Source organism: Salipiger sp. CCB-MM3 (assembly GCF_001687105.1).
Classification (GTDB): Bacteria; Pseudomonadota; Alphaproteobacteria; order Rhodobacterales; family Rhodobacteraceae; genus Salipiger.
In genome coordinates this window covers 242,469-258,928 of sequence record NZ_CP014597.1, presented here as the reverse complement: position 1 = coordinate 258,928, position 16,460 = coordinate 242,469, and the positions used below count along the sequence as shown (strand labels likewise).

The following is a 16,460-nucleotide window of genomic DNA, read 5'->3' as shown; positions in this document are numbered from 1 at the left end:
GTTGAGAGCTGACAAAGCAATGCTGTCGAGGTTTTGCGCCGTGAAGGTGCGGGCTGCGACTGCCTCAGCGAATGCTTTGATGTCCTCGATGAAAAGGACCTGAGAGGCCGACTGAGAGGTTGTTCCGTCTTCCCCCTCTTGAGGGTCCTCGGTGATTTCTTTTAAGTCTTCACCTGGTAGGGGAAGGTCTTCCCACTCAGCGACGCCAGAAGACGTATTCGGCCGATCCGGCCCAGCTTAGTGAGGGCTTCGGTAAACTCGTCAAAGAATTCCTTGAGCTCGACAAACTCTAGCTCGGCGAGTTCCTCCGCGAATGCCTTGAGAAACGCGTCATCTGGGTCGGGAAAGTCGCTTTCAATGACCTTCTGGAAGTCGCTGGGCAGCTTAGAGTACCACAGTCTCAGCTTGTCGATGTCGAGCGAGATCATCTTTCTTTCACCTGCCGTCACAATTCTCAACAGACGTTGGTTTGCAACGTAAACAAGGATTGAAAGAGAAGAGGACAACATGGCTAGGCATGACGCGCGCGCGCAGTCAGCTTGTGATGAGCTATGCACGCCGCAGGTACAACAAACCGAAGAAACCCTCCCGATTTCTGCAGGAGGCGGCCCTTGCAGAGGGGAAGAATGTCGGCGTGTTCAAGTGGAGCGATCCGGAACGAAGTTCTGAAAAACCTGCGGAGAAAAAAAGCTCAAGGAGACGGCGACCAAGCCTAAGAAGAGCGCCGGCGGACGCAGGCGGGGGAAAACCTACCGCTACAAAGGAGGAAGGTCACTCATTCCACCTGAAGAGAGAGAATGGCTAACCGAATATTTATCCTTTCACAGTCCGCCTGGATTGAATAGAATGGCGGCAACATAGGAAGGATAAGTATAGCTGGTCTCTCTGTGCGAGGATTGGACTGGAAGGTGGCTGAACCTGTAGAAGGTAAGCTTGCAGGAATCCCTAGCGAAGTGGTCTCGTTCGCGATGTCCCGTGGCATTGAAGATCTGCAGGAGTTCTTCAAACCCACCCTCAAAGGCTCCATGCCGGACCCGTTGGTTCTCAAAGACATGGATAAAGCGGTCGCGCGTGGCGGCACAGCTGCGCAAGAGAAGCAGAAAGTCTGTGTCTTTGGCGACTATGACGTCGACGGGGCGACATCCTCGTCTATGCTGCTTCTATACTTGGAGGAGATGGGGTGTGAGGTGAGCTACTACATCCCGCAAAGGCTTTCGGAAGGGTATGGGCCCAACGTGCCGGCAATCGAGAAGATAACAATCCGGACCTGATCATCTTCGCCGACTGCGGTACGGTCGCTTTTGAGCCCTTGGCCAAAGCTGCTGAGCTCGGAATGGATATCATCACGCTCGACCACCACCTGTCGGATGAGAAGCATCCTGCCGGTATTCTGGTGCACCCCAACCGGGATGATGAGACCGGTGCCTACAGATATCTATGCACGGCTGGCCTCGCGTTTCTCTATGTCGTGGCGCTGCAAAGGGCGCTACGTGAAGCTGGCTTCTTCGATAAGCGCGAGGAATAAGCGGCTTGAGATCGGGAACCTCATTCATCGCTTGGACGATCTCTTCCTCGAGGTTCTTGAAGCTCTGCTCATGCTTTTCTAGCAGCGCTTCCTCGAGCTCGCCCTGCATTTGCATGGCTTCATCAGATGGCTCGCCCTCAGCGGTTACCTCTTCGTATTCAACGATGGTTTCCGTGATGCCGGCCGAAGACGCGCCCATTGGGTCTTGCTGGCCGAACTGTGGCATGGCCACAGTGCTCATGGGGAAGTTCGACGAGTTTAGAGTGCCCGGGGGGCCGATAGTGTCGCCGTCGAGAGCTCCATCTCCCCCAGCGCCATTTGCGGTGCTCATCGTGGGAGTAAAGTAGTCCGCAAGTCCTTTGAGCTCATCTTCCTCTGAGGAAGCTAGGCTCCAGAGAAGCAGGAAGAAGGCCATCATGGCCGTCACGAAATCAGCGTAAGCCACTTTCCAAGCCCCGCCATGGTGCCCGTGGCTGCCCTCTTCGATGACCTTCTTTACGATAATTGGTTGTTTCTTGTCGTCTGCCATGTCGTCCACCTTTGTCCCGCAAGGTGGCAGACATCGCTTTCCTGACCGTTAACCGAAGAGCTTGGTGATCTTTGAGCTCTCAGACTCTTCGTTGGTCTTTAGTTTCCTTGGGCGTGCGCGCGTTGGGAGGCCTGTGTCTATTCGGATTGGCTTCTGGCGGCAGAGGTTGAAATGTCGGCAGACAGGGCGCTGAGAACCACTTCTGAAGTCCAGGACCACATTCGCGTGTCCAAACTCCATTTCCTGATGAGAGCCATCTATCTGGGCCATGAAGCTATACCGCTTCGTAAGGCTTTCCAACCGGTGAGAGGCGCTATTGAGCACGTTTACAACGTGAAGCGGTATGATTTCCCAGGGATTCTTTGCCGACATGTAAGGCGCGAAAACATGGCTTTTCGTTTTCAGGAAATTCAGGATGACAGCTTCGTCGCTGAGGCCTCTCTCGTCGTCTTGCAGAGTCCGGTAGCATGCAGCGCCTTTGAGCTCTCGGCCGCCGGCCCGGTGCGTACCGCGGATGACGAAGCCGTTCACGGCACCATGCTTGAAACCGAGATACTCTTTCAGTCGCGTTAGATCACCCAAGACATCTGTAACCTCTTGCGCCTCGGCAGGTGAGGCGATCACGATGCGAAAGTCTTTTTTCGCATCGTCCTTCGGGTTCACTGAATGCAAGATGCTGCAGAGGGCTTCAGACATAGCGACGGTTGTTCTGGTCTCAGCCGCCGGAACAACCGTTTTCGCATTCCATGGGAAGACCTCTGACTGCTCAAACTGATCGACGATCACCCCCTGAAGCTCTACCAGATCGCCGGGCTGGAGGCTGTCGGCAATTCTGGGAACTTCCCCGTGGCAAGCGGGCTTGATCGCGAATGAGGAGTACACGTCTTCGGCTGGTGCAGACTTCTTAGCGGCTTCTTCGCTTCGAAAGCGCACAGTTACCTCTTTGGAGCCTGCTCCAAATGCATCTGATCTCACTTTCATGACCGGAACGTCACCAGTGCTTATGACCGACGCTAGCACGTTACCCTGCGAGGGTTCTGTCGTGTCAAACACGCTCTTCTGGTCAAACTCCTGAAAGCCTTGCTGAACGCTTTTGGTCTTCTTGCGTACGACACTAAACTGGCCCTGAGATTTGAACTGAGGTCTCATTCGACGGCTTCACCCTGCGGTTAACGTTCTCGTAAGAAGTGTAGTGTAGCGCTTTATCACACTTAGAGCCCAACGGAACTACATCTTATGGCGATCAAACTGATGGGCAGAAGAGCGCCGAAGAAGCCTTCTCTGCCCGAATTTAACTATATTGGTTACGACTTTGAGGCTCTAGGTCTATTTTGTGACACCGACCAGCCAATGCAGGCGGCCTTCGTTAAGCTTGACCAAAACCTGGACGTGATCAAGACAGTAAATCTCAAGATTGCGCGAACGCCCTATGCGGTTCCGGGCCCCAAAGCTCTTGAAGTCACGGGACTTCGCCCTTCCGATCTTACCTCCTCAGACCGTGTGACCGAATATGAAGCCGCTAAGGAAGTCAGCAAGACTGTGGGAACGCGCTCCGCAGTTGACGGACAAAAGACTGTGATCTTCGGGTACAACATCCTTTCTTACGATGAGCGGCTCCTGAGATACTTCCTTTTTCGCAACCTGCAGGATACTTACCTTACCACGGGTAAGGATGTGCGGCGTCTCGATTTGTATCCTGCATTTCAGTATCTGGATTTTATCCGCCCGGGGATCATCAAACCGGGGACGAAGGATGACGGTTCTGTAAGTTGGCGCCTCTCAGATGTGATGATCGCCAATGGAATGATCTCTGATAATGCCCACGATGCTGAGGCGGACACTCTGATGACCAAGGATCTGCTTGTCATCTTTGTGCGGGCTGCCCCGTCCGTGTTCCACCAGTTCGTCGACCTCTCCAACAAGAAGTATGTTGGGAGTCTTATCCAGAAGCACATGACTGGTGGCGACTTCCTTTTCGAATTTCGCACTTTGGTGCACCAGAGGTTACGCCGTTCGCCCGATGGCGAAGGTCGGAAACAGTGGCTTCAAGACAGTTGGTGTCGACCTGGCTATTCATCCAAGAGAGTGGATGCACATGTCGGCGGAAGAGATCGCTGAAAACCTTTACAAGGGCGACGGTCCTTTTCGTATCATCAAGCATATTGCATGTCCCGTACTCGTGGAGCGGCACGATAGAAGCCTGCGCATGCGTCTGACTGAGATGCGCTACCGGTGCGATTTTGACACCTTGGAGCGTCGCGCGGAGCACATTCGGCGGCCAGACATCGTGAAGAAGTTCCAAGAGGTGGCCTCCATTATGGAGGCAGACGGGTGCCAGAAGTTCTCTGGCCGAAAGGTTGCCCGGGAGTCCGAGATCTACAACAAGTTGCGTCAGCAACGAGGACAGAAATCGGTGCAGGATCATTTCTCGAGAGGAGGAGTGGGATCGTCGACTCCAGCAGATTGAAAAGCTCACGGACCCGAGGTTGAAGGACTTCGCCGGCCGGCTGGTCGCCCTGCATGCCCCCGAGGAGTTGGTTCACGAAGAACACCTCCTGGCGCTACGAGAGCAGTACGCAACGGGCGGCAAGGGGGTGACGCTGTCGGAGGTAAGGTACCCCGGGCGTTGATCGTCGCCCCCACAGACAGCAACGCCGCAAAGCAGGAGGGTGAAAAGGGTTGTCTTGGTTTGCATGCTTGGCTCCGCAGTTCTTTCCTGCAACCAAGCGCATCGCCGTTAAAATGGAGCCACCACGGGCCTCAAAAAGAAAATCGCCGGACCATTGGCCCGGCGATCGCATTCAAACATCCCTAGGGTCAGGCAGCGTTCTTCTTCTTGCGGCCTCGACGCTTGGGAGCGTATTTGGAGTCCTTCTGACCGAACTGAATTTTCTTGGCATAGTCCGATTTGGACACGGAGTAGTTCGGTGCTGTGACCGGATAGTCGTCGGGGAGGTCCCAACGCTTGCGGTACTGTTCCGGTGTCAGATTGTGGGCTGAACCCAAGTGGCGCTTAAGCATCGTCATGCCGCGGCCACACTCAAGACAGAAAATCTCGTCGTCTGTGAGAGCGTCTTCGATCGGCAGCGCCGGCGGGCCATCCGGCATTTCTACCTGGACTTCATCAGTCCCTTGGACTTCGGGTTCTCCTTCTTCGAGGACCGCGGGCTGCAAGTTCTCAACAGTGGCCTCAGCCTTGGTTGTCGAACGCTTTTTCCGCGTTTTAGGGGCGTCTTCTACGGGCTGGGTTGCCTCGGGAGCGGTCTCTGCCTTGGGCTTGCGAGGTGCACGGCGCTTTTTGGGAGCCGGGGTCTCGGTTGCGACCGGAGCCGTGTTAGTTGCCTCTTCAAAGAGGTCCGCGGCGCGGGCAGCCTCTTCTGGGGCGCTCTGGGGCTCAACAGCCGGAGCGGTTTGTTCTGGGGCCGGGGTGGGGGCAGGCGCTTCTGCGACTGGCGCTGTAGTGGAGGTGGGTGCTTCTGTTCCCATTAGGGACTTCATCTCGCGAAGGAGTTTTACAACATCGTCTGCGCTGGATGACTCTTTGGAAGCGAAAGCCTCGGCTATCTTGAACCACTGGTTATCGTCGGATGCCATTTTGGGGATACTCCATGAATCTGGGAGTTAGCGGGGTCGTTGATGGCCCTTTATGTGACTTTTCAGAGTGTTTCGTCAAGAATTTATCCATTTAATAGAGAAAAATTCAGAGTCTGTCTTTCTACCTGACGCCGTATGCTGATCTGTTCTTTTTACGTTCACCTTTCATTCCTTTTGTGATCTTGTTACTATTGTTGAGAACAAGGAAAGTGCTTCTCTTTGGCGTCACCGAGAAGGAAGTGCGAAAGGCACTGTGTGCTATTTTCCTTCGCGCATCGCTAATGAGGTGACATGAACATGGGAAACGACCTTAAGGAAAGCACTGGAGCTCCCTTGGGAGTACTCAAGAAGGTCTTCGGGTATGATGGATTCCGCCTGAACCAAAAGGACATCGTCGACGCTGTCGTCTCGGGGGAGAACGTGTTCGTTCTCATGCCGACGGGCGGCGGTAAGTCCTTGTGCTACCAGGTTCCCGGTCTCATCCGTGAAGGGGTTGCTGTTGTGGTTTCTCCTTTGGTCGCTGTGATGAAGGATCAGGTCGACGCGCTTAGGGGGCGGGGCCTGCGTGCAGAATACATCTCCAGTTCACAGTCGGCGGCCACTCACCGGGACACCCTGTCGGGCATTCGTGCAGGGGAGGTGGATTTTTTTACGTGGCGCCAGAGAGGCTCCAATTACCTCGCTTTCAAGAGTTCCTTTGAAGCGTGAAGGTCTCTCTCTTCGCGATCGATGAGGCACACTGTGTCTCCCAATGGGGGCACGATTTTAGGAGTGTGTACCGAGAGGTTGGCTGCGTCCTGGAGGAGTTCGAGGGAAGTCCGAAGATTGCGCTGACAGCTACCGCGGACCCCGCAACACAGAATGACATCGTTGCCTCATTGGGGTTGGAGGACGCACGCTGGTTCCAATCCAGTTTCCAGAGGGAAAAGCTGTCCGTGGAGATCCGGCAGGTTGAGGGCGAAGTCCTGCCTCACCTCCAAAAGTTCCTCAAATCGCGTAGCGGTCAGGCCGGCGTCATCTACCGCGCGAGTAGAAAAGGTGTCGACGAGACTGTTCTGGAACCGACACGGAAGGGATTGAACGCTGTGGGCTATCATGCCGGCATGTCTTCAGAGGACCGTGAAAGAGCCCAAGAGAGGTTCCTCGAGGAAGAGGAAATCATCGTTGTTGCTACGATCGCTTTTGGGATGGGGATCGATAGGGGCGACGTTCGCTTTTTCGTGCACTTGGAGCCGCCCTCGACCTTGGAAGGGTACTATCAGGAGATCGGGCGTGCCGGCCGTGATGGCCAGCCTGCTTCGGCGTTGATGCTGTTTGAGAAGAAAGCTCTCGGGAAGCAACGCCAGAAGATCGAAGCTAACAGGGACATGGATGACGACCGCCGCGCGGTTTTGCGCTCTAAACTGGAGAGCGTGATCTCTATGATTGAGACGCCGGGCTGCCGCATGAAACCCTTGCTGGCCTACTTCGGCGAGATCGACGCGCAGCCCTGCGGCAAGTGTGACAATTGCAGAAGACCTCCGCTTACAAGAAACGGCCGAGAATAAGCACTGCACTGCTTTGGTGCAGGGCGTTCGCTGCCGCAGGAAACCTGGAAGTCGATCATTCGGCAGCTTATCGGTAGCGGGTACATGGCGATCCTCCCTGAGCGCTATGGGGCCCTTAAGGTCACACTTCATGGCTGGCGAGCACTTCTGTCCGATACTGCGGAGATCGTGCTGTCAGGAAGTTGGCATGAGATCGCCCCTACGATTTAGGTCGAGGAGTACGTTGCTTTGTCTGAAAGGCAGCGTGATCGCCTTCCAGAAGGACTGCAGGAGAAATTCGTCTCCCTGAGAGAGCGGCTCTCTGAAAAGGTGGATGCCGGTCAGGTGCGGGAGATCGAAATCGTACGGATCGTTGAGGCGCGACCAACGACGAAAGAGGAGATTTCAGCGTTGTCGGAGAACGAGGCCATCCAGAGCGCGGCGGAGGATATCATCGCGCTCTTTGCCCCGAAGGCCGCAGACGAGCTGGCCTTCGGGATCGAGCTCTAGCCTTAGCGCGCGATGACAAACACGCGTGTCTTGGCGGCAATCAGGCTGGTATGGTCAGTGGGGTCGAACTTTTCCTGATCCGCAGGCTCCACGTAATATCGCTTGTCCGCCTTCTGTTGGACCGTCCCGAGATTTGCGCCACTGGTAGCGATGATGTCGTACACCGGCATTTTGTCGTCGGATCGCGGAACGAGGACGTAGCCCTTGCCTTCGATAGATGGTGTGCTGACCGCGGTTGCGGGAGCAGCCTCTTTCTTGGGAACGGCTTTTTGAGGTCGTACGCGCTTAGACTTCGGAGCCTCTTCAACAACTTTGGCTTCTTCCGTTGCCTTTGCGGAAGAGGTCTTCGCAGCGCTCTTTTTGGGGCGCCCACGCTTCGGTTTGGCAGCCGGTTCAGCAACCTTTTCAGGTGCTGCCTCTTCGACCTGGGCGGTCTCGGCAGGTTCCGCTGACGTCTCGGGTGCTGCGTCAGACTTTTTAGGGCGGCCACGTTTCGGCTTTGGGGCTTCCTCCGACGGCTGTGCCGCAGGCTCCAGTGGCAGCTCTTGTTCTGCGGCCCTCTTCTTTCGCCCACGCTTGGGTTTCGTGGGTTCCTGCGAAGGTTGCTCCTCCGCGGGAGTTTCCGCTTGAGCGGCGTCCGTAGCTTCCGGGGATTGCGCGGGCTCGTCAGGCGCGCTTTTAACGACCTTCTTCGGCCGGCCACGCTTGGGCTTGGTAGCCTCTACGACGAGAACCTCTTCGTCTGCCGCGGCAGGCGCAGTGGCGACAGTCTCGGAAGAGGGGGTCTCAATTTCCGAGAAATCGATGAGCTCGTTCAGGGATTGGACGAAGCTCGCGTAGAACGTGAGGCCAACCTTAGTCTCGCGGCCGGTCTTCTTATCAGTGATCGTTATGAGACCATCCGTCGGTTCGCTTGCGGCCTCGAACCGGTCTGGAAGAGCGTTGGAGTTGTCCATTTATGTCCTCGGTAAAACGTCGTCGTGCGACATGGAGAAAAGACTTCTCAAAGTTCCGTCGCAACCCTCTCTAGCAGGGAGGCATCATGTCGAATTCTGCTATCGAGATCAAGGACCGCAGCGGGGACGTCCGTCATGCCATTCTTCCTTGCAGCCAGACGGGGAAATTCCCGCGGTGGAGTGAAATTTTCCTGGACCTGGCCCTGCAGGCAGGTGGCCAGTTGAAGGACGATGACTTCTCCTCCGAAATTCATGAGCAGCTGAGGCAGCCCCTTTGAAGTGGTCCACCCACGAAGCCTGAAGTCCGATAGGATTTCGGTGAATAGGAGGACTACGGAATGGCTGGAAAGCGAGAGAAGCCGGAAGACATTGTCACCAGGCTGCGCCACGTTGAGGTGCTGCACGGTCAGGGCCTGTCGACGGCCGATGCGGTGCGCCAGATCGGGATATCGCAGCACACGTTCTATCGGTGGCGGAAGCAGTAACGTTTAGGAATGCATGGCTATCTTGCACTCGAAGACGGACGGTGGAGCCTGCACTTGTCGAGAGATAGGCTTGCTTGATGCGCAATGGGTTCATGGCAAAGATTGCCTTAAGGTGTGGATGATCGGTATCGATCAGAAATTTTTGTTCAATCTCTTTAGCTACATGCGGCTCCTGCTTTTCTATCTACAATTACTAGAAAGGCCCCGCGGTTGCGGGGCCTTTCCTGTGCGATGTCGTGCTTGTCAGGCGAGCACTGCCTTTGCCGATCGAGCATGCCGGCCCAGCCCACTTTTGAACGCAGCGCTCGCCTTCTTCGCGGTGTAGTTGGGGGCGGTCATCGGATAGTCGTCCGGCAGGCCCCACTTGGCACGGTACTCCGCGGGTGTCATGCCGTAGGTCTCGTTGAGGTGACGCTTGAGCATAGAGAGGTGGCGGCCGTTCTCGAGGCAAACGATGTAGTCGTCTTGCACCGTATCTTCGATCGCGCAAAAAGGATCGTCAGGAGCGCGTTCGCCTTTCCAAGTCTTTGGGGCAGGCGCTGCCTTGGGTTCTTTGTCGAGTGATGCCACGACGGGCAGGTCACTGGAAGACATCATTTTGTGAAGATCGAGCGTCATCTTGGCAATGGCTTCAGGGCCCATTGGTTGGCCCGCACGCGCGCTGGCGGCAGCTTTGGCGGCGACCAGGCGAAAAATCATCTGTTCAGTATCCATCGTTGCGGCGTCGGTTTCGCCATGAGCAGGGGTTGCGGGAATGTCGGAGAAATCCTTCATATCATCCTCGTTAAAACCAAAAGACGCCACAATTTTTAAAGAACAGTTTAGGTAGAGTCAATCCTTATTTCGACGCCGGCTGATCATTAGGTTGGTAGTTCTCTATGATTGGATGTTTTGAAAGACAGTTCTCTTATGTCATTTCAGCTAGAAGCTCACCTTCTACAACGCGCTTTCCTACACGAATGCTTGCGATGCTCTTGGTTCCTGAGGCGTGATCGTTGTCACCGATGCTCAGCATTTCACCTTGTGCAAGTTGAAGACCTTTGGTCCCGATAGGGCAGACGGTTGTAATTTTGCGAATTTGTGTTGCCGACATGATACACTCCTATGGCTTCCTAATCATGTAACAATTCATGATGTAGGGGCAGTTTACGTGGTTAATCGTGTAACCAAATTTGAGGATGTGCCGGCTAAATGACATACTTGTTGGTTTCGAGTTGATCTGTTCAAGGTCAGCCTAGTACAGAGTATGTGGTCATTTTTTGCGTTGGTTTCGTCTAGGGGAGCGAATATGAAGATTTCCAGAGACCTTCATGGTTGTGAAACACAAAAAGCTCTCCATATTACCGTGGTTGGCGCAGACAGCAGCATGGTCCTATTGATGTCACAGGCACTTAGAAGTGCTCGCCCTGATTGGCGCGTAGACTGTGTGTCTTCCATCCATGAGGCCACAGACGCTGTTTCTAAGGGTGGGTTTCCAGACCTCTTTGTCTGTCATCCGCCTTTTTCAGATGGGGCGATCACGGATTTTTCCGGCGCTTTCAGAATGGCACGCAGCAGGGTAAGGGTCCTGGCCCTTTTGAGCGCAGAAATTTCTTTTGTAGGCGACATGCGCGAGGATTTTCGTATCGTTGGACGCCTTAATCTGCCTTTCGAACCTGACGATCTCCTGGAGCGGGTCATTTATACACTGAAGAACGAAGGTGTGGATGTTCCCTCGCTTGGGAGCGGACCCTTTGAGCTCAAAAGCGGCCGAGTTCTCACGGTGAAAGGTAGGTCGGGGAGCGTGAAACTCACCTCAACGCAGGCGAAGATCCTCGATTGCCTCATAGGCTCGTTCGGAGACGTTGTGTCGAAAGAAGACCTCTACCGCCGCATCCTCAACCGTGAGCCGTCGTATGATGATAGATCTCTTGATCAGCACATCTTCAAGTTGCGCCACCTCCTTAAGGGGGAGCCGCTTCGGGGTCATGTTACTATCGAGACCGTACGAGGTGTGGGGTACCGACTGGTGAACTCCTGATGACCTTTTGAGGTATTCTTAACAAGGTTCTCGCAGATATCTGACGTTAGTATGTCGGGTGCGGGTCTTTGGATAAGCTAAGGTGGGACGTCGAACAGATATTCAGCGCACCCCTCGGTAGTGAGGAACAGCTGAAATCTTTGCGGTCCGTGTTTGATCGAAATTTTAACATACCGGTCGCCGCCGCCCTATACGCGCTCATTCTAGTCGCCTTACCGAGATCATCGATGGCTGGCTGGAAGGGGATCGCGAGGTCCATCGAAAGCAACGGCACACGGCGAAGAGGGTATTCGAGCGGCTTCGCGATGAGCATGGCTTCACGGCGGCTATTGACCGCGTTCCTTCCTGCTGGAGCCGCGCTTGCCGAAGTCAGCGTTTATCAATCGAGAGTCTCTGGTGGGATCCAGCAGTGGCGTACTGAACTGGCTGCATCGAAGCGCTGGAACATCGAGTGCTCGCGGCAGATCTCCGGAAAAATCATTGGAGAGCCTAATTGTACTCTCGAGCCATGGAGCGGTGAGACCTACCCTAGGAGCGGGGTGCGGAAGTCTCCATCGAAGGGTATAGCCTTCCGGCTCGATAAGTCGGGAGAGGTGGCAGTCTCATTCTTGCCCTCGAAATTGCACCGCGGGTCGAACTTTTCAATAACGTGCGGAGGCATTCGTAAATCGGGCAAGACATCTAGCTCCGCTAGCCAATATAGGCCTGGTTTTCGTGGGAACGACGCGTTGGACTTGTTGCGCGGAGCGATGAAGGCCGAGGGCTGTAGCGCCACTTTCAGAACGAATGGTGAGCGTGGGGCAAGCCGTGAGTTTGTTCAAACCATGGGTCTAACAGACGCAGTGTCGTTCTCATCAAAGTGGCTTGCTAGATATTTCGTAGACTGACTATGTTGCATTCGCCACGAGATCTCGGATGCGCTAGTTTGAGAATAACGAAGCCTACCTCGCGACCGATTGCTCGACATCACGGCTAACAGACGGAAGCAATCCGTCTGCAAGCGTGGTGATGATACAGTAGACCTCGGCCTTGGTTTCATCTCCTGACTTCTTAGCGCGAAGCATCCGCCCGAGGTCGGACCCGCGGCGCGAAGCTTCTGGTTCCAAAATCATCAACGTGATCTCCTGAAGCCTGTGCTGGACGATGTCGGCTTCGTTCGGTGGCAAGGAGAACTCCAATGCCTCGATCCGCGGACAGTCGACCAAGACCTCATTCAAGAGTTCGCCGTGCTTACTCTCCCTGGCACGGGTGAGGCACATATCGATGATATCGATCATTTCCTGGCGGAAGGTCTCGTAGGGTATTTCCGCGGTCTGACTGTTGAATCCGACACGTCGCTCCACCCAGAGCGCATCTCGAGCGGGATCATGGGTCAGGGACAGTCCCTCGAGGTCGAGCTCAGATTGTCCCGGCACGTTCAGAGAGCGGTGCAGGCTGGTCGCCTCTGCGAACAGTGAAAGCTTCTGAGCTTCCTCAGCTGTGAGTTCACAGCTTATGCGCGCGAGACCACTATGCCGGGGGTCTCGGTAGCTCAGCGAAAAGTGGACGCTGCCGTCCTCGCGCGGGGTCAAAACGAAAGTCTTGGCTGCCATGCCAGAGAGCTATCTCTGCCACCCGCGTGCTTCAAGGGAGGAGTTCGCATCGCGCGAGTTCGCGCCGGTTGCTGACTGCTACCAGGGATGGAGGTGCAGGTCGGCTACTTGCGGAAAGCACCTCGAAGAACGACCTCATGCTGGACGACATCAGGGTGTTCGCGCTTTAGCTTTGCCTCGGCTTCCGCCTTGCGGGTGGAGGAGCATCAAGACATCATCCACCGGAAGGTCGAGCCGGGCACCTATCATCTCTATTTTGGGACCAACGATGAGGTGAACCTAGATGCGTACGAAATTGGCGGCGTCGATCAGGATGGCCTTGAGGAAATCCTGATTTTGTCGCGAGAGCCGCTTGAACTGACACCAAAGTAAGACGGGCCACTCGAGCTGGAGGCTAGTACTGTCAGCGCCCCGGGCATCTGAAGCATCTCTCGCGACACTCGTAGGAATTCGAACTTGGCATAGAGTGGTGACCTGGTTCATGATCACTCGGGGCAGGTAGCATCAGAGCCCCGAATGGAGGTAGTAGCGATCGCCCATATTCTCGTTCCGACGGATGGTCCTAACGATTGGCGCCAGTTTCTGGCAGACCCTGAAAAACAGTGGAAGCGCGGGTATTCGGCCATGGCTGCAGCTCTCTCATGGGAAGCCGCTGCAGGCTCTTTGCCAACTGAAATCGCGACGCTCTTCGCCGGGGACATTGAGCTCCTCTTGGCTATTCCCGAGCACAAAGTGCCCCTGCCAGGCGGGAGACGCGAAAGCCAATGCGACGTGTTTGCCTTGGTCAGCGCGTCCAACAATACGATTTCCCTCGCTGTAGAGGCAAAGGTAAACGAGCCCTTCGGCCCCACTGTCAAAGAGTGGATGCAGAACCCCAGCCCGGGAAAGCGGGAGCGTATCTCATTCATCTGCGAGGCACTCGGTCTAGAGGGCCCTCTTCCCGAGGAGCTACGTTACCAACTGCTTCACCGTACGGCCGCCGCGGTTATCGAAGCCCAACGCTTCAAGACTGATCGCGCAGCTATGGTAGTTCAGTCCTTTTCGCAGCAGCATCGCTGGTTTGAGGATTTCGCACTCTTCTGCGAAGCCATGGGGCAGAACACCGAGTTGAACCAGCCATTAGAAGTCGTCTTGCCGTCAGGGCTGCCACTGACACTCGGCTGGGCAGTCGGCTCACCAGAGTTTCTATAGCGACCCCTTGAGGGCGATGCTGGGACGAGTCTACCCATGCTTCCCGAGCACCGCCCTAGCGTCTTTCTACGCAGATACCAGGCCGACGCTGGTAGGGTGCCTCACGTCTCAAGAGGCACCCTGGAATAAAATCAGTCACCGCCCTTTAGGTGAAACATCGTGTTCTCAGCAGCCACAAAAGCCAACGTGATGTCGTTCTTACCATCGATCGGAATCTTGATTTCCTTCGCGTTACCGGTTGAGAACCCAAGCAGGCCGGAGCTCTTGCCTCGCTTTGTTTTATACGCTTTTTCAAGCAAGGTGATTGTCTCACGCTCGGAAAGATGCGTCCCATTGGTCTTCTTTATGTAAGGGCTCGGTCCACATAGCAGGCCTCCAACCTCGCGCTCTACGTCGTCGCTCGCGTACTGCCAGTGGTTCATGTAAAGGATAATCGTCACTTCAATTTCCGCGCAATGAAACGACACGCATACCTCGAAGCCGCCAGCCTGCTTAAAATTGTAGACATGACTGGTCCCCTCCACGACGAAAAGATCGAGAGAGTTCCGAACGTCTCCTAACTTCGGATCGTACGGTTGGACGTAGGAGTCAGGCGCGTGCTTCCAACCTGGGTTGCTATCTGCCGGTGTATACCCAGATAAGGCAGCAAACCCGTGCGGGACCATGGAAAAGAAATTCTCGATCGGCCCCCCGAACTGATCCACCTGCTTCCAGCTATAAGGAGTCTCGTTCAACAAGGTTCCTGCCATCGCAAAATCCTTGGTCTCTAGAGCCGACCCAATCAGATCATCTCCGTACTTCACTGCATCGACCACCGGGATGCTATCGCCCATCTAAATTCCTCCCTGAAAATGCCGGATGCGCCGGCCGATTGACGATCAGCGATCTCGGCTCACCACGCAAGCTTCCAAGCGAGCGGGCCTGCTAGACGGCGGCGAAACGCCAATCTCATCAGAAAGAAGAAGACCGGGCCGTAACAAGGCGACGAAGGCCAGGTCAGGGGGCACCGGTCATAAGGCAAAGCCTAAGTAGCTCACCGGAATACAAAAATCAATGTATCCCGGCGCCAATCATCAGTTCGTTTTCCGGGTGATGCCTCCGTTGGCTTCGATCCCTTCCACGGTCGCGAGAACTGTTGCAAGCCGCTTAGCGTCCGGCGGATGGGTGCCCCAGAAGCTCAGATTTCCGTCCTGAGTTTTCTGTCCTTCAGGCCGTGCGAAGAAACGAGCGCCTTTCACAGGATCGTAGCCTGCCGCCTTGGTGATCGCGGCGCCGATGACATCGGATTCCAGTTCGTAGGTCTGCGAGTACGCCATTTGACCGACGCCAGCACCGAGCGTCATGGAATCCTGCAGAACCTGCTGATCGTTGCCGCGGTAACGGTACGGATTGGAAGCATTCGCCGACGCCTGACCGTAGGCTGCGACCGCCCCTAGGATGATGGCGCCTGCCATCGCCTGCTGCTTCTGCTTGTGCATGTGCTGGCCAAGGTGGTGACCCATTTCATGGCCCATGACAAAAGCGAGTTCGTCTGGGTTTCGCGCATCTGCAATCATCGGCACAGTGAAGGCCACGACCGGTCGTCCATCCTTGGTGTAGGTCTGGTAGGCGTTCCGGACAGGCATCTGTTCGTCGACAACGATGTTGATGTCGCAATTGAAGTCGGGACGATCCGCCGTCTCTTGCTTGCAGAACCGCTCTGCAACCGGCTCGACTCGCGCGACAACCTGCGCGAACTGCCGCAAGGCAGCTGATGTCGACAAACGCCGGCCCGCTTGCGCTGTCGCCGGGTCTCGCTCCTCAGCGAACATGTTAGCTGCCATCTGCGTATTCTTATCGGATGCGGTCGGCACGTTATAGGTGGTGCCACATGCAGAGACTGCTGCGAGCAGACCCAAAATGAGCCCTCCCCGCAGCGTCTTGTTAAAAATCGCTCTACTCATACTCACTCCCCTAGTTGTACAGAATTCGCACCGGCAGCCTTTGCGGCGCTCGGCTCTTTGTCGATAAATTGCTTGGCTTTCCCAAGCGTCATAAATTCCTGCGCCCCAATGAACCACCTGTTGCCGATCTTGTGGATCTCCACGCCCTTGTAGACCCGAACGCCCTCAGCGATTTGTCGAGTGATGGCCTGTGGAGCAACGTACTCGGCACTCGCTTCTTCCTTTACGGGCTCCTGACCCTGCGTGGCCTCCCCTTTCATCATGCGCAGCATCTCCAGAGAGATGTCTCTTTGGTCGAAGACGGCGACGCCGATCTGTGCGACTGCGATTTGGATCATGCCAGCGACGGCTGTTGCGATACCGCTTCCAACAAAGATAGACCCAAAGCCACGCATCTCCCCTAGGCCATAAAGTACTGATAAGGCCCCAATCGCGATTGAGACGCCACCCACTACACTCACGAGCTTGAGAATTCCTCTCCCAGCCTCGTTTGTTTCCTTGAACATTGAAACCTCTGTCACCCACCATCTACGCAGTGATTTGCGCTCGACGACTATCACGTCGAATTAACGAGCTGATAAGATGGGAA

23 protein-coding genes and 1 pseudogene are annotated in these 16,460 nt (G+C 55.3%); 13 read left to right on the top strand and 11 right to left on the bottom strand.

Annotation, left to right across the window (positions count from 1 at the left end; translation table 11 throughout):
• Window positions 1-161: 161 nt before the first annotated feature.
• On the bottom strand, window positions 162-428 hold the full coding sequence (locus AYJ57_RS21620; protein WP_066110894.1) for a hypothetical protein: 267 nt from the start codon (window positions 426-428) through the stop codon (window positions 162-164).
• A gap of 480 nt (window positions 429-908) precedes the next feature.
• Between AYJ57_RS21620 and AYJ57_RS21615 the strand changes: the two genes are divergently transcribed.
• Window positions 909-1,271 (top strand): DHH family phosphoesterase, encoded by a 363-nt coding sequence (locus AYJ57_RS21615; RefSeq protein WP_157374357.1) that lies wholly within the window; start codon window positions 909-911, stop codon window positions 1,269-1,271.
• Window positions 1,272-1,309: 38 nt separating this feature from the next.
• On the top strand, window positions 1,310-1,525 hold the full coding sequence (locus AYJ57_RS26685; protein WP_442974857.1) for a hypothetical protein: 216 nt from the start codon (window positions 1,310-1,312) through the stop codon (window positions 1,523-1,525).
• A 346-nt stretch (window positions 1,526-1,871) separates the two neighbouring features.
• On the opposite strand, the pseudogene AYJ57_RS26680 reads toward AYJ57_RS26685, so the two are convergent.
• Both AYJ57_RS26680 and AYJ57_RS21605 read right to left on the bottom strand, forming a co-directional pair.
• Window positions 1,872-2,054, bottom strand: a pseudogene (locus AYJ57_RS26680) (flagellar motor protein MotB); the annotation flags it as partial.
• 48 nt (window positions 2,055-2,102) lie between these two features.
• Window positions 2,103-3,203, bottom strand: a complete 1,101-nt coding sequence (locus AYJ57_RS21605) for a hypothetical protein (protein WP_066110888.1) — start codon at window positions 3,201-3,203, stop codon at window positions 2,103-2,105.
• Between the two features lie 87 nt (window positions 3,204-3,290).
• Between AYJ57_RS21605 and AYJ57_RS21600 the strand changes: the two genes are divergently transcribed.
• Window positions 3,291-4,172, top strand: a complete 882-nt coding sequence (locus tag AYJ57_RS21600; RefSeq protein ID WP_066110886.1) for an exonuclease domain-containing protein — start codon at window positions 3,291-3,293, stop codon at window positions 4,170-4,172.
• A complete protein-coding gene (locus AYJ57_RS21595; RefSeq protein WP_157374355.1) occupies window positions 4,150-4,521 on the top strand; it encodes a hypothetical protein in 372 nt (123 codons plus the stop codon). Before AYJ57_RS21600 ends, AYJ57_RS21595 begins: the two co-directional genes overlap by 23 nt.
• A gap of 350 nt (window positions 4,522-4,871) precedes the next feature.
• On the opposite strand, the gene AYJ57_RS21590 is transcribed toward AYJ57_RS21595, so the two are convergent.
• Entirely contained in the window at window positions 4,872-5,648 is a 777-nt protein-coding gene (locus AYJ57_RS21590) for a MucR family transcriptional regulator (protein ID WP_066110883.1), read from the bottom strand.
• Window positions 5,649-5,939: 291 nt separating this feature from the next.
• On the opposite strand from AYJ57_RS21590, the gene AYJ57_RS21585 reads away from it, so the two are divergent.
• Genes AYJ57_RS21585 through AYJ57_RS21575 form a run of 4 tightly spaced genes read left to right on the top strand, consistent with a single transcriptional unit; the run spans window position 5,940 to window position 7,684 of the window.
• Window positions 5,940-6,356, top strand: coding sequence for a DEAD/DEAH box helicase (locus AYJ57_RS21585; protein WP_066110882.1), 417 nt, complete (start codon window positions 5,940-5,942; stop codon window positions 6,354-6,356).
• Window positions 6,353-7,195: a RecQ family ATP-dependent DNA helicase gene (locus AYJ57_RS21580; protein ID WP_066110881.1), complete on the top strand. Its 843-nt coding sequence runs from the start codon at window positions 6,353-6,355 to the stop codon at window positions 7,193-7,195. Before AYJ57_RS21585 ends, AYJ57_RS21580 begins: the two co-directional genes overlap by 4 nt.
• Window positions 7,196-7,198: 3 nt before the next feature.
• Window positions 7,199-7,405 (top strand): RQC domain-containing protein, encoded by a 207-nt coding sequence (locus AYJ57_RS26675; RefSeq protein WP_083191446.1) that lies wholly within the window; start codon window positions 7,199-7,201, stop codon window positions 7,403-7,405.
• Between the two features lie 18 nt (window positions 7,406-7,423).
• Window positions 7,424-7,684, top strand: coding sequence for a hypothetical protein (locus tag AYJ57_RS21575; RefSeq protein ID WP_066110879.1), 261 nt, complete (start codon window positions 7,424-7,426; stop codon window positions 7,682-7,684).
• Between the two features lie 2 nt (window positions 7,685-7,686).
• Here AYJ57_RS21575 and AYJ57_RS21570 read toward each other — a convergent pair whose 3' ends face one another.
• Window positions 7,687-8,640, bottom strand: a complete 954-nt coding sequence (locus AYJ57_RS21570) for a hypothetical protein (protein ID WP_066110877.1) — start codon at window positions 8,638-8,640, stop codon at window positions 7,687-7,689.
• Between the two features lie 86 nt (window positions 8,641-8,726).
• Here AYJ57_RS21570 and AYJ57_RS21565 point away from each other — a divergent pair, with 86 nt between their 5' ends.
• Window positions 8,727-8,918: a hypothetical protein gene (locus AYJ57_RS21565; protein ID WP_066110876.1), complete on the top strand. Its 192-nt coding sequence runs from the start codon at window positions 8,727-8,729 to the stop codon at window positions 8,916-8,918.
• A gap of 60 nt (window positions 8,919-8,978) precedes the next feature.
• Window positions 8,979-9,125, top strand: a complete 147-nt coding sequence (locus tag AYJ57_RS21560) for a helix-turn-helix domain-containing protein (RefSeq protein WP_083191445.1) — start codon at window positions 8,979-8,981, stop codon at window positions 9,123-9,125.
• A gap of 243 nt (window positions 9,126-9,368) precedes the next feature.
• Here AYJ57_RS21560 and AYJ57_RS21555 read toward each other — a convergent pair whose 3' ends face one another.
• The gene (locus AYJ57_RS21555) at window positions 9,369-9,899 is read right to left on the bottom strand and encodes a MucR family transcriptional regulator (RefSeq protein WP_066110875.1); all 531 of its coding nucleotides are present in this window, start codon (window positions 9,897-9,899) and stop codon (window positions 9,369-9,371) included.
• A 133-nt stretch (window positions 9,900-10,032) separates the two neighbouring features.
• Window positions 10,033-10,218, bottom strand: coding sequence for a hypothetical protein (locus AYJ57_RS26045; RefSeq protein ID WP_157374354.1), 186 nt, complete (start codon window positions 10,216-10,218; stop codon window positions 10,033-10,035).
• Window positions 10,219-10,413: 195 nt separating this feature from the next.
• Between AYJ57_RS26045 and AYJ57_RS25685 the strand changes: the two genes are divergently transcribed.
• Window positions 10,414-11,145 carry a winged helix-turn-helix domain-containing protein gene (locus AYJ57_RS25685; protein ID WP_193789561.1) on the top strand — a complete coding sequence of 244 codons (732 nt, stop codon included), beginning with the start codon at window positions 10,414-10,416 and terminating at the stop codon, window positions 11,143-11,145.
• Between the two features lie 941 nt (window positions 11,146-12,086).
• Here AYJ57_RS25685 and AYJ57_RS21540 read toward each other — a convergent pair.
• Window positions 12,087-12,737 (bottom strand): hypothetical protein, encoded by a 651-nt coding sequence (locus AYJ57_RS21540; RefSeq protein ID WP_066110871.1) that lies wholly within the window; start codon window positions 12,735-12,737, stop codon window positions 12,087-12,089.
• 93 nt (window positions 12,738-12,830) lie between these two features.
• On the opposite strand from AYJ57_RS21540, the gene AYJ57_RS21535 reads away from it, so the two are divergent.
• Both AYJ57_RS21535 and AYJ57_RS21530 read left to right on the top strand, forming a co-directional pair.
• Window positions 12,831-13,109 (top strand): hypothetical protein, encoded by a 279-nt coding sequence (locus AYJ57_RS21535; protein WP_157374353.1) that lies wholly within the window; start codon window positions 12,831-12,833, stop codon window positions 13,107-13,109.
• 144 nt (window positions 13,110-13,253) lie between these two features.
• A complete protein-coding gene (locus AYJ57_RS21530; RefSeq protein WP_066110869.1) occupies window positions 13,254-13,928 on the top strand; it encodes a DUF6946 family protein in 675 nt (224 codons plus the stop codon).
• Between the two features lie 131 nt (window positions 13,929-14,059).
• Here AYJ57_RS21530 and AYJ57_RS21525 read toward each other — a convergent pair whose 3' ends face one another.
• The 3 genes from AYJ57_RS21525 to AYJ57_RS21515 all read right to left on the bottom strand — a co-directional run bounded on the left by AYJ57_RS21525 (window position 14,060) and on the right by AYJ57_RS21515 (window position 16,377).
• Window positions 14,060-14,761 carry a hypothetical protein gene (locus tag AYJ57_RS21525; RefSeq protein WP_066110867.1) on the bottom strand — a complete coding sequence of 234 codons (702 nt, stop codon included), beginning with the start codon at window positions 14,759-14,761 and terminating at the stop codon, window positions 14,060-14,062.
• Between the two features lie 240 nt (window positions 14,762-15,001).
• Window positions 15,002-15,871, bottom strand: coding sequence for a M48 family metallopeptidase (locus AYJ57_RS21520; RefSeq protein ID WP_066110865.1), 870 nt, complete (start codon window positions 15,869-15,871; stop codon window positions 15,002-15,004).
• Between the two features lie 2 nt (window positions 15,872-15,873).
• Complete coding sequence (locus tag AYJ57_RS21515; RefSeq protein ID WP_066110863.1) at window positions 15,874-16,377, bottom strand: hypothetical protein; 504 nt, start codon at window positions 16,375-16,377, stop codon at window positions 15,874-15,876.
• Between the last annotated feature and the right edge of the window lie 83 nt (window positions 16,378-16,460).

Bases quoted from the DNA above. Each gene is read 5' to 3' on its own strand.
- AYJ57_RS21620 (WP_066110894.1), bottom strand. From the start codon at position 428: ATGATCTCGCTCGACATCGACAAGCTGAGACTGTGGTACTCTAAGCTG.
- AYJ57_RS21605 (WP_066110888.1), bottom strand. From the start codon at position 3,203: ATGAGACCTCAGTTCAAATCTCAGGGCCAGTTTAGTGTCGTACGCAAG.
- AYJ57_RS21600 (WP_066110886.1), top strand. From the start codon at position 3,291: ATGGCGATCAAACTGATGGGCAGAAGAGCGCCGAAGAAGCCTTCTCTG.
- AYJ57_RS21595 (WP_157374355.1), top strand. From the start codon at position 4,150: ATGTCGGCGGAAGAGATCGCTGAAAACCTTTACAAGGGCGACGGTCCT.
- AYJ57_RS21590 (WP_066110883.1), bottom strand. From the start codon at position 5,648: ATGGCATCCGACGATAACCAGTGGTTCAAGATAGCCGAGGCTTTCGCT.
- AYJ57_RS21585 (WP_066110882.1), top strand. From the start codon at position 5,940: ATGAACATGGGAAACGACCTTAAGGAAAGCACTGGAGCTCCCTTGGGA.
- AYJ57_RS21570 (WP_066110877.1), bottom strand. From the start codon at position 8,640: ATGGACAACTCCAACGCTCTTCCAGACCGGTTCGAGGCCGCAAGCGAA.
- AYJ57_RS21565 (WP_066110876.1), top strand. From the start codon at position 8,727: ATGTCGAATTCTGCTATCGAGATCAAGGACCGCAGCGGGGACGTCCGT.
- AYJ57_RS21560 (WP_083191445.1), top strand. From the start codon at position 8,979: ATGGCTGGAAAGCGAGAGAAGCCGGAAGACATTGTCACCAGGCTGCGC.
- AYJ57_RS21555 (WP_066110875.1), bottom strand. From the start codon at position 9,899: ATGAAGGATTTCTCCGACATTCCCGCAACCCCTGCTCATGGCGAAACC.
- AYJ57_RS26045 (WP_157374354.1), bottom strand. From the start codon at position 10,218: ATGTCGGCAACACAAATTCGCAAAATTACAACCGTCTGCCCTATCGGG.
- AYJ57_RS25685 (WP_193789561.1), top strand. From the start codon at position 10,414: ATGAAGATTTCCAGAGACCTTCATGGTTGTGAAACACAAAAAGCTCTC.
- AYJ57_RS21540 (WP_066110871.1), bottom strand. From the start codon at position 12,737: ATGGCAGCCAAGACTTTCGTTTTGACCCCGCGCGAGGACGGCAGCGTC.
- AYJ57_RS21530 (WP_066110869.1), top strand. From the start codon at position 13,254: ATGGAGGTAGTAGCGATCGCCCATATTCTCGTTCCGACGGATGGTCCT.
- AYJ57_RS21525 (WP_066110867.1), bottom strand. From the start codon at position 14,761: ATGGGCGATAGCATCCCGGTGGTCGATGCAGTGAAGTACGGAGATGAT.
- AYJ57_RS21520 (WP_066110865.1), bottom strand. From the start codon at position 15,871: ATGAGTAGAGCGATTTTTAACAAGACGCTGCGGGGAGGGCTCATTTTG.
- AYJ57_RS21515 (WP_066110863.1), bottom strand. From the start codon at position 16,377: ATGTTCAAGGAAACAAACGAGGCTGGGAGAGGAATTCTCAAGCTCGTG.